We start from the raw sequence: 10,307 nt of genomic DNA, 5'->3' as shown, positions 1-10,307 counted from the left end.
CCGGGGCCGAAGCCCCGGAGATTTTTTGGGTACTTTTGTATCTCTACAAAAGTACCTCGCCCGGGGGCGAAACCTCCTTTCGTCCAAACTTCCGTCCCGCCCGCAGGCGAAATCCACTGATAAACTAAAATTTTTTGTACGAAAGAAAGTGAGGACTGCCATGGCAATGATGAATTGGGAGGCACTGGAACAGACCTGCAAAAGCTGCCAAAAGTGCGCTCTGGCGGACACCCGGCATAATGTGGTCTTTGGCGTCGGCCCCCGGGACGCCGAAGTCATGTGCATCGGCGAGGGCCCGGGCGAGAACGAAGACCTCCAGGGAGAGCCCTTTGTGGGCCGTGCCGGCAAGCTTCTGGATGACATGCTGGAGCTTATTGATCTGGACCGGACCAAAAACGTATACATCGCCAACATCGTCAAGTGCCGTCCGCCACAGAACCGGGACCCCCTGAACACCGAGCAGGACGCCTGCATCGGCTACCTCCGGAACCAGGTCGCCCTGATCCGTCCAAAGATCATCGTCTGTCTGGGCCGGGTCGCCGCAGTCCGGCTGATCCGGGAGGACTTCAAGATCACCCGGGAGCACGGCCAGTGGCTCACAAAGGCAGGAGTCCAGATGACCGCCCTGTACCACCCCGCCGCCATTCTCCGGGACCCCAGCAAGCGCCCCGACACCTTCCAGGACCTGAAGAGCCTCCAGGCCAAGATTCAGGAGGTCTGCAATCACACCTATTGAAACATTGCCGGCTGAAAAGCGCGGTCATACTCAAAATCAAGTCCATACAGGCGGCCCTGTCAACGCGTCACTTTGTTTAGACGACAGACCGTATAAAATCAGCCCCGGCGTCTTGTTTCAGACGCCGGGGCTGTTTGGATATTTTTTACTTGGGCTGGGTCTCCCGCTGGAACTTCTCCCAGTATGCGTCCTGGAGCAGCTTGAGACGCTGGGGGTCCTTGCCGCCCACGGGGATACCGTCGATGGACTCCACCCGCATGCACAGAGCGCTGCTGCTGGTGACGATGGCCTCGTCGGCGTTCATCAGCTCCACCATGGAGAAGGGGCGCTCGTCGGTGGGGATGCCATGCTCTTTGGCCAGAGCCAGCAGGTGCTTCCGGGTGATGCCGGGCAGGATCAGCTCGTCGGTGGGGGCGGTACGCAGCACGCCGTCCTTCAGGATGGAGATGTTGCTGTGGGCGCACTCGGTGACCCGGCTGCCCCGGTGGAGCACCGCCTCATCACAGCTGTGCTCGACTGCCCGCTGGTTGGCCAGCACGCTGGGGATCAGGTTCAGAGTCTTGATGTTGCACAGCTTGAAGCGGATGTCCTCCATGGAGATCAGCTTATAGGGCTTGTCCATGGACTTCATCTTGTGGGGCTTCACATAGATCATCAGGCTGGGCTTCACATCAGCCGGGGGGAAGGGGTGGTTCCGGGGACATACGCCGCGGGTGATCTGCCAGTACAGGAACTGGACCGGAGTCTCCTCCGCCGCATCAATGACCTTCTGCAGCTCCGCCTTGACCTGGTCCCGCTCCATGGTGAAGGGGATCTCCAGCAGGCGCAGACTGTTGTACATCCGGTCCAGATGGTCGTCCAGGGCAAAGGCCACCCGGTTGGCCACGCAGGTGGCCTCGTAGATGCCGTCACCAAAGTACAGCGCACGGTCCCCCATGGGCACCGTCATCTCTTCCAGAGGGCCTATGGTCCCGTTATAATAGCCTACTTCTTTCATTTCTTATCTATCCTTTCTGCCTTTATCACCGGTCAGAGGACCGGTTTTCGCCTCTATGTTTCAGACGCCCGCAGCCCTTCCAGGCAGCCCAGGCGCAAAAGGCACCCACCAGGGCGCCGGCGATCACATCGCTGGGGTAGTGGACTCCCACATACAGCCGGGACAAGCCCATGCATACCGCCAGTATCACCGCCAGTATCCGACTCCATCTCCAGGGCAGGGTCCGGACCCAGCTCAGTCCGGCGGCAAAGGCGGCACAGGTGTGCCCCGAGGGGAAGGAGTTCGGGTCCGGCTCATTCACCAGAGGGATGAGCCCCGCCACATGGAGCCAGGGCCGGTCCCGGCCCACCAGATGCTTCAGCGCCACGTTGGTACACAGCAGCCCCAGCGCCATGGCACACAGGGCCAGCGCCCCCGCCTTCCGGGTGGGCTTATAGCACAGCATGGCCAGGGACAGCACGATCCACAGCAGCCCGGCGTTGCCCAGAGAGGTGAACAGTTCCACCACAGGATTCAGCAGCTCCAGCCGCGCCCCCTGGATGGCCAAGAGGACGGCCCCATCCAGATTTTGGAGGGCCTGAAGCATATTTTCCAGCCTCCTATTCTTGACCGCGTATTCTTGGTCGCTTATAATAATATTTGTATCATGTCTGTGGGATCAGCCTTGAACGCCTTGGCGCAAGACTTTCCCCTTTGTTCCGGTCTTTGTGACCCCGGAAGGACGCTTGTCTTCCTTCCGTCCTTCCATTATACAAACTTTCCCTGTACTTTGCAAGGTACAGTTTTCTGTTAGGAGGCTTCCCGACGTGAGGCAGATCCTCTGCTTATCCAACAAGCCCTGGAGTTCCACCCCCGGCCGGACCCAGCAGCTCATTTCCCGGCTGAAGGACACTCAGGTCCTGTATTTTTCTCCCGCCCAGGGACTGCGGGACCGCTCCTTCCGGGAGAAGGGACGCAAGGTCCGCCCCAACGTAACGGCCTACACCCTGCCCCCCCTGCTCCTTCCCATGGAGGAGCGGTACGGCCGGTTGTTCCGCCTGGGCCAGCGCAGGCTGGGCAGTTTTATCTCCGATCAGGCCGCCCGGCACCGGTTCCGCGCCCCTCTGCTGTGGACCTCCAGCCCGGAACACGTTCATCTGCTGGACCGGCTGGAATACAGCGGGCTGGTCTATGACTGCGACCGGGAGTGGGAGGACCTGCCCCCTATCTGGGAGGGCAGTCTGGCCAACGCCGCCGATGTGGTCTTCGCCGCCTCTCCCCTGCTTTGTGACCGGCTCTCTCCCTGCAGCCCCAACATCGCCCTGCTGCCCAACGGAGTCAACTTCCCCCTGTTTTCCGGCCAGGCCGCTTTCCCCCGTCCCGATCCACTGCCCCAGGTCTCCGGGCCGGTGCTGGGCTGGGCGGGCACCATCCGGGAAGACGTGGACCTGTCCCCCCTGCTCTACGCCGCACGGGAACGCCCCGACTGGACCTTCCTTCTGCTGGGCAGGCGGGAGGGCAACCGGCTTCTCCCCCGCCTGCGGCGCCAGCCCAATGTGATACTGGCCGGTCCCTGTTCCCTGGACCAGGTGCCCGACTGGCTGTACCGCTGCGACGTGCTGCTGAACTTCCTCCGGGACGACCGGGTGGACGACGGCGTGATCCCCACCCGTGTCTATGAGTACCTGTCCACTGGCAAGCCGGTGGTGTCCATGCTGTGGCCTGACCAGGTGGAGCGTTTCCCCGACGTGATCTACGGGGCCCACAGCCAGCAGGAGTTTCTGACTTTGTGCCATCACGCGCTGATGGAGGCTCCGGGCTTTGTCTCCCAGCGCCGGCAGGACTACGGGGCCCAGGCCGCATGGCCCAACCGTGCCCGGGAAGTAAGCCGCATTCTCAGCACCGCCGGACTGCTCTGACCTTCTTTTTCCCCGGGTATGGCCCGGGCTGACAACTTTGCCGGTCCCTCTCCCCCTTTTCCTTGTACAAGCATACGAAAATGTTATCGCCTCTTGCAAAATTCGCCCGTTTTCGATAGAATGAAACCCTGAGATGTTGGCGGCGCAAAGCCTTGATTTCAAACGAGGAGGTTCCTGTCATGGTCTGTACTCATCTGTTCTGTCCCAAGCAGCAGCGTGGACAGGGCCCCAACATGTCCAAAATCCATTGACTGGGATCCATCAGGCTGTCTGTACCCGCAGATAGCCTGAACTTTTTTGATTGGAAGGTGTCATCACATGAAAAAAGTAGCCATTATCATGGGCTCTGATTCCGACTGGCCGGTAGTCAAGGGCGCTTGCGCCCAGCTGAAGGAGTTCGGCATTCCCTTCGAGGCCCACATCCTCAGCGCCCACCGCACCCCCGCCGCCGCGGCGGAATTTGCCAAAAACGCCCGGGCCAACGGCTTCGGCGTGCTGATCTGCGCGGCCGGCATGGCCGCCCATCTGGCGGGCGCCTTCGCCGGCAACTCCACTCTGCCCGTGATCGGCATTCCCATGAAGGGCGGCGCCATGGACGGTCTGGACGCCTTGCTGGCCACCGTCCAGATGCCCAGCGGTATCCCCGTGGCCACGGTGGCCCTCAACGGTGCCAAGAACGCCGCTGTACTGGCCGCCCAGATCCTGGCCGTGGCCGACGACGAGCTGGCCGCCAAGCTGGATGCCGCCCGGGAAAAGATGGCCGCCCAGATTGCCGAGAAGGAAGCTAAGCTCCAGGCTGAGCTGGCTCAGTGAACATGAAAATCGAAACATAAATTTTATCGTACGGAGGAACAGAACATGGAAAAGAAACTGGTTTATTCCGGCAAGACCAAGGACGTGTTTGCCCTGGAGAACGGCAACTACCTGCTGAAGTTCAAGGACGACTGCACCGGCAAGGACGGTGTGTTCGATCCCGGCGAGAACTCCGTGGGTCTGACCATCGAAGGCGTGGGCGACGTCAACCTTCGCATGTCCATCTACTTCTTTGAGAAGATCAATGCCGCCGGCATCAAGACCCACTATGTCTCCGCCAATCTGGACGACACCACCATGGAGGTCCTGCCCGCCAAGGTCTTCGGAAAAGGCCTGGAGGTCATCTGCCGCCACAAGGCCGTGGGCTCCTTCCTGCGCCGCTACAAGGACTATGTGGAAGAGGGCGCCGATCTGCCCGCTTACGTGGAGACCACCTTTAAGAACGACGAGCTGGGCGATCCCCTGGTCACCAAGGACGGTCTGGTGGTGCTGGGCGTCATGACCGAGGAGCAGTATGACTCCATGAAGGAGATGACCCAGAAGATCACCCAGATCGTGGCTGACGACCTGAAGGAGAAGGGTCTGGTCCTCTACGACATCAAGTTCGAGTATGGCTATGACGCCGAGGGTAAGGTCATGCTCATTGACGAGATCGCCTCCGGCAACATGCGTGTGTACAAGGACGGCAAGTACATTGATCCCATGACTCTGTCCAAGCTGTTCTTTGCCAAATAATCTGCCATTAAAAAAGAAGGGTTTCGTATGAAAAAACTGGAGCAGTTGTACGAAGGTAAAGCCAAGAAGGTCTATTCCACCGAAGATCCCAATGTGGTCATCGTGTCCTACAAGGATGACGCCACCGCTTTTGACGGGCTGAAGAAGGGCACCATCACGGGCAAAGGGGCCGTCAACAACCAGATGACCAACTTCCTGATGCAGCAGCTGGAGAAGGACGGCGTCCCCACCCATTTCGTGGAGGAGCTGAACGAGCGCGAGACCGCCGTGAAGAAGGTCTCCATCGTCCCCCTGGAGGTCATCGTCCGCAACATCTCCGCCGGCCACTTTGCCAGCAACTACGGCGTGAAGGAGGGCATCGTCTTCGAGGAGCCCACCATTGAGTTCTCCTATAAGAACGACGACCTCCACGATCCCCTGATCAACGAGTACCACGCCGTGGCTCTGAAGCTGGCCACCTGGGACGAGATCGCCCTCATCAAGAAGTACGCCTTCCAGGTCAATGATTTTCTGAAGAAGACCCTGCTGGAGTGCGGCGTCACTCTGGTGGACTTCAAGCTGGAGTTCGGCAAGACCGCCGACGGCACCATCGTCCTGGCCGACGAGATCTCCCCCGACACCTGCCGTTTCTGGGACTCCAAGACCGGAGAGAAGCTGGACAAGGACCGCTTCCGCCGGGACCTGGGCAACGTGGAAGGCGCATATCAGGAGATGAGCCGCCGGCTCATGGGCAAATAAAACCGCCGCGCAGTCCCATTTGCCCGGATAAGAGATAGAAGAGCGGAGATGAGAGATCTCTCGTTCTCCCTTCTCTGTCTCTTATCTCCTATCTTATATCTCTTATCTGAACAAGGAGGCACCTCATGGGAGGCTTTTTTGGCGCCGTCTCCAAGCGGGACGTGTCCCTGGACATTTTCTTCGGAGTGGACTACCACTCCCACCTCGGCACCCGCCGGGGCGGCATGATCGTTTACGATGAGACGGACGGCTTTCAGCGCCAGATCCACAACATCGAAAACACCCCCTTCCGCACCAAGTTTGAGAAGGACCTGGCCGATTTTCACGGCCGCTGCGGCTTCGGCTGCATCAGCGACACCGATCCCCAGCCCCTGCTGGTCCGGTCCCACCTGGGACTGTACGCCATCTCCACCGTGGGTATCATCAACAACGCGGAAAAGCTGGTGGAGACCTATTTCTCCGACCACGGCCACCAGTTCATGGCCATGAGCTCCGGCAAGGTCAACGCCACCGAGCTCACCGCCGCCCTCATCAACCAGAAGGAGAATCTGGTGGAGGGCATCCTTCACGCCCAGGAGCTGATCGACGGCTCCGCCACCATCCTGATCCTGACCCCCGAAGGCATCATCGCCGCCCGGGACAAGCTGGGTCGGCTCCCCGTCCTCATCGGCCGGAACGAGGAGGGCTGCTGCGTCTCCTTCGAGTCCTTCGCCTACCACAAGCTGGGCTATGAGGACGCCTATGAGCTGGGTCCCCGTGAGATCGTGAAGATCACCGCCGACGGCTTTGAGACCCTGTCCCCCGCAGGCAAGGACATGAAGATCTGCGCTTTCCTGTGGACCTACTACGGCTACCCCAATTCCAACTATGAGGGGGTCAACGTGGAGGTCATGCGCTACAAGAACGGCGAAATCATGGCCCAGGCCGACAAGGAGCGTGGCGTGGCCCAGGACGTGGACTTTGTGGCCGGCGTGCCCGATTCCGGCCTCCCCCACGCCATCGGCTACGCCAACGCCAGCCACATTCCCTTCGCCCGTCCCTTCGTCAAGTACACCCCCACCTGGCCCCGGTCCTTCATGCCCACCAACCAGGATGTCCGCAACCAGGTGGCCAAGATGAAGCAGATCCCCGTCCCTGAGCTGATCCAGGGCAAGAAGCTGCTCTTCGTGGACGACTCCATCGTCCGGGGCACCCAGCTGCGGGAGACGGTGGAATTCCTCTATGAGTCCGGAGCCAAGGAAGTACATATGCGCTCGGCCTGTCCCCCCATCATGTACGGCTGCAAGTACCTGAATTTCTCCAGCAGCAACTCCGAGATGGAGCTTCTGGCCCGCCGCACCGTCCAGGAACTGGAGGGCGACGAGGGCCAGAAGCATCTGGACGAGTACGCCGACGCCCGCACCGAGCGGGGCCAGTGCATGCTGAAGACCATCTGCGAGAAGTTCGGTTTCGACTCCCTGGGCTACCAATCCCTGGACGGCCTGCTGGACGCCATCGGTCTGGACCGTGACAAGGTCTGTACCTACTGCTGGAGCGGCAAGGAATAATACCCTCTCATGATATCCCGTAGGGCGGGGGCTTGCCCCCGCCGCCTAATATAAGACCGGCGGGGGCAGGCCCCCGCCCTACCCTCTATTTATTCATCTGGAGGTTTTAGTGATGAAGAACTCCCATTCCGAGTCCTACGCCGCCGCCGGCGTGGACGTGACCGCCGGCTACGAGGCTGTCAAGCGCATCAAGCCCATGGTGGAATCCACTTACATCCCCGGCGTCATGGGTACCCTGGGCGGCTTCGGCGGTATGTTCGCCCCCGACATGGCGGGCATGAAGAAGCCCGTTCTGGTGTCTGGCACCGACGGCGTGGGCACCAAGCTGCGCCTGGCCCAGCTGATGGACAAACACGACACCATCGGCATCGACTGTGTCGCCATGTGCGTCAACGACATTATCTGCGGCGGCGCCGCTCCTCTGTTCTTCCTGGATTACATCGCCTGCGGCAAAAACGATCCCGTCCGCATCGCCGAGATCGTCTCCGGCATCACCGAGGGCTGCCGCCAGTCCGAGTGCGCCCTGGTGGGCGGCGAGACTGCCGAGCACCCCGGCCTCATGGCGGACGACGACTATGATGTTGCCGGCTTCTCCGTGGGCATCGTGGACGAGGAAAAGATCATCGACGGCAAGAAGCTGGCCGAGGGCGACGCGCTCATCGGTCTGGCCTCCACCGGCGTCCACTCCAACGGTTTCTCTCTGGCCCGGAAGGTCCTTGATGTGGAGCACGCCGATCTGAAGTCCCCCATGGCCGAGCTGGGCGGCAAGAGCCTGGGTGAGACCCTGCTGACCCCCACCCGGATCTATGTCAAGGCCATCAAGGCTCTGCTGAAGGACGGCGTGGACATCCACGCCATCAGCCATATCACCGGCGGCGGCTTCTATGAGAACGTGCCCCGCATGATGACCGAGGGTCTCACCGCCCGGATCGAGCTGAACTCCTTCCCCCGCCTGCCCATCTTCGACCTGATCCAGAAGCGGGGCAACATCCCCGAGCGTGACATGTACAACACCTTCAACATGGGTATCGGCATGATCCTGGCCGTTCCCGCCCATCAGGCCGCCCAGGCTCTGGAGGTGCTGAAGGCTGCCGGTGAGACCGTCCATCAGATCGGCAGCGTGGTCAAGGGCGACGACGGCGTGGCGCTGGTCTAAGGCCATTTCCAGCGCAGGGTCGGGTCCCGGACCCGCCCGCTGTTCCGCCTATCTGGCGGGCCCCTACATCAAATTTGGAGGACGCACCTATGACCAAAAACATCGCTGTTCTGGTCTCCGGCGGCGGGACCAATCTCCAGGCCCTGATCGACGCCCAGGCCCGGGGCGAGATCGTCAACGGCTCCATCACCGCCGTTATCGCCTCCACGCCGGAGGCCTACGCCCTGGAGCGGGCCAAAAAAGCTGGCATCCCCGGCTATGTACTGGCCCGGAGCGACTACCCCAGCGCCCAGGCCATGACTTTGGCCCTGGTGGACAAGCTGCATGAGCTGGGCATCGACCTGGTGGTTATGGCCGGCTTTATGACCATCGTCACTGGGGAGCTGTTCCAGGCCTATGAGAACGCCGTCATCAACATTCACCCCTCTCTTATCCCCTCCTTCTGCGGCAAGGGGTGCTACGGCCTCCACGTCCACGAGAAGGCCCTGGCCTACGGAGTGAAGCTGTCCGGCGCCACCGTTCACTTCGTCACCGAGGAGTGCGACGCCGGTCCCATCATCCTCCAGAAATCGGTGGAGGTGCTGCCCGACGACACCCCCGAGGTGCTTCAGCGGCGGATCATGGAGCAGTGCGAGTGGAAGCTGCTGCCCCGGGCCGTCTCCCTGTTCTGCCAGGACAGGCTGAAAGTTGAGGGCCGTACTGTCCGCGTTTTGGACGGCGCAGAATGATTGATTCCCATGCGCCGCTGTTCCTGACCAGGATGCGCCCGATGTGATAATTGAATCAAGCGGCACGACTGACGGAAGTGGAATGGACCACAGGGAGTGCCGCCTCTGAACTGCCGACCGTCTGGGCGCACCGTGCTTTGCATTGGTGCGCCCTTTTCTGTACAAAAAGGAGGAAATAACAGCATGAAGATTCTTGATCTCAATGAGATCCTGCGCACCCACCCCTATCCTGGCCGGGGCATCGTCCTGGGCCGCTCCGCCGACGACAAGAAGGCGGTCATCGCCTACTTCATTATGGGCCGTAGCGAAAACAGCCGTAACCGGGTCTTTGAGACCACCGAGGATGGTATCCGAACCAAGGCTTTTGACGAGAGCAAGATGACCGATCCCTCCCTCATCATCTACCACCCCGTCCGCATCGTGGGTGAGGATACCGTGGTCACCAACGGCGACCAGACCGACACCATCCGGGATGGTCTGCTGGCGGGCCAGGTCTTTGCCCAGCCCCTTCGCACCCGGGAGTTCGAGCCCGACGGCCCCAACTACACCCCCCGCATCTCCGGCCTGCTCCACAGAGACGGAAGCTATGCCATGTCCATTCTGAAGTCTGACGACGGCGACCCCGCCTGCTGCTGCCGGTACTTCTTCGGCTACGACCACCCCAAAGCCGGCGAGGGCCGCTTCCTCCACACCTATCAGGAGAACCTGGACCCCCTGCCCTCCTTTGAGGGAGAGCCCCGGAAGGTGGCCATCACCGCCCCCGACGCTCAAACCTGGGCCCAGGAGCTGTGGGCCAGTCTGAACGAGGACAACAAGGTATCCCTCTTTGTCCAGTACATGGATCTGGCTACCGGAGAGCGGGACACCGTCATCATCAACAAGCACGGGTAAATTTTAGTTTATCGTTTCATGTAGGGTGAGGGCTTGGTAGGGCGGGGGCTTGCCCCCGCCGTATTTTG

At 60.9% G+C, this 10,307-nt stretch carries 11 protein-coding genes and 1 riboswitch; of the genes, 9 read left to right on the top strand and 2 right to left on the bottom strand.

What is annotated here, in order from left to right; genetic code table 11:
- The first annotated feature begins 166 nt into the window (after positions 1 to 166).
- Positions 167 to 736: a uracil-DNA glycosylase gene (locus I6E39_RS10805; protein ID WP_235381592.1), complete on the top strand. Its 570-nt coding sequence runs from the start codon at positions 167 to 169 to the stop codon at positions 734 to 736.
- Between the two features lie 145 nt (positions 737 to 881).
- Here the strand turns inward: I6E39_RS10805 and I6E39_RS10800 are convergent, their stop codons facing one another.
- Positions 882 to 1,733: an aminotransferase class IV gene (locus tag I6E39_RS10800; protein WP_235381591.1), complete on the bottom strand. Its 852-nt coding sequence runs from the start codon at positions 1,731 to 1,733 to the stop codon at positions 882 to 884.
- Positions 1,734 to 1,758: 25 nt separating this feature from the next.
- Entirely contained in the window at positions 1,759 to 2,319 is a 561-nt protein-coding gene (locus I6E39_RS10795; protein WP_235381590.1) for a phosphatase PAP2 family protein, read from the bottom strand.
- A gap of 220 nt (positions 2,320 to 2,539) precedes the next feature.
- On the opposite strand from I6E39_RS10795, the gene I6E39_RS10790 reads away from it, so the two are divergent.
- The 8 genes from I6E39_RS10790 to I6E39_RS10755 all read left to right on the top strand — a co-directional run bounded on the left by I6E39_RS10790 (position 2,540) and on the right by I6E39_RS10755 (position 10,239).
- Positions 2,540 to 3,631: a glycosyltransferase gene (locus I6E39_RS10790; RefSeq protein ID WP_235381589.1), complete on the top strand. Its 1,092-nt coding sequence runs from the start codon at positions 2,540 to 2,542 to the stop codon at positions 3,629 to 3,631.
- Between the two features lie 318 nt (positions 3,632 to 3,949).
- Positions 3,950 to 4,444, top strand: a complete 495-nt coding sequence (purE, locus tag I6E39_RS10785; RefSeq protein ID WP_235381588.1) for a 5-(carboxyamino)imidazole ribonucleotide mutase — start codon at positions 3,950 to 3,952, stop codon at positions 4,442 to 4,444.
- Between the two features lie 45 nt (positions 4,445 to 4,489).
- Positions 4,490 to 5,179 (top strand): phosphoribosylaminoimidazolesuccinocarboxamide synthase, encoded by a 690-nt coding sequence (locus tag I6E39_RS10780; RefSeq protein ID WP_235381587.1) that lies wholly within the window; start codon positions 4,490 to 4,492, stop codon positions 5,177 to 5,179.
- Between the two features lie 27 nt (positions 5,180 to 5,206).
- Positions 5,207 to 5,917: a phosphoribosylaminoimidazolesuccinocarboxamide synthase gene (gene purC, locus I6E39_RS10775; RefSeq protein WP_235381586.1), complete on the top strand. Its 711-nt coding sequence runs from the start codon at positions 5,207 to 5,209 to the stop codon at positions 5,915 to 5,917.
- A 125-nt stretch (positions 5,918 to 6,042) separates the two neighbouring features.
- Positions 6,043 to 7,464 carry an amidophosphoribosyltransferase gene (locus I6E39_RS10770; RefSeq protein ID WP_235381585.1) on the top strand — a complete coding sequence of 474 codons (1,422 nt, stop codon included), beginning with the start codon at positions 6,043 to 6,045 and terminating at the stop codon, positions 7,462 to 7,464.
- Positions 7,465 to 7,576: 112 nt separating this feature from the next.
- Complete coding sequence (gene purM, locus I6E39_RS10765; protein WP_235381584.1) at positions 7,577 to 8,620, top strand: phosphoribosylformylglycinamidine cyclo-ligase; 1,044 nt, start codon at positions 7,577 to 7,579, stop codon at positions 8,618 to 8,620.
- An 89-nt stretch (positions 8,621 to 8,709) separates the two neighbouring features.
- Positions 8,710 to 9,348, top strand: coding sequence for a phosphoribosylglycinamide formyltransferase (gene purN / locus I6E39_RS10760; protein WP_235381583.1), 639 nt, complete (start codon positions 8,710 to 8,712; stop codon positions 9,346 to 9,348).
- Positions 9,349 to 9,402: 54 nt separating this feature from the next.
- Positions 9,403 to 9,482, top strand: a riboswitch (ZMP/ZTP riboswitch).
- A gap of 49 nt (positions 9,483 to 9,531) precedes the next feature.
- Positions 9,532 to 10,239, top strand: a complete 708-nt coding sequence (locus I6E39_RS10755; RefSeq protein ID WP_235381582.1) for an IMP cyclohydrolase — start codon at positions 9,532 to 9,534, stop codon at positions 10,237 to 10,239.
- Positions 10,240 to 10,307: the final 68 nt, after the last annotated feature.

Source organism: Pseudoflavonifractor phocaeensis (genome assembly GCF_021531375.1).
Classification (GTDB): Bacteria; Bacillota; Clostridia; order Oscillospirales; family Oscillospiraceae; genus Lawsonibacter; species Lawsonibacter phocaeensis_B.
The sequence above is the reverse complement of the archived record's forward strand: the minus strand, read 5'-3'. Positions and strand labels throughout refer to the sequence as shown.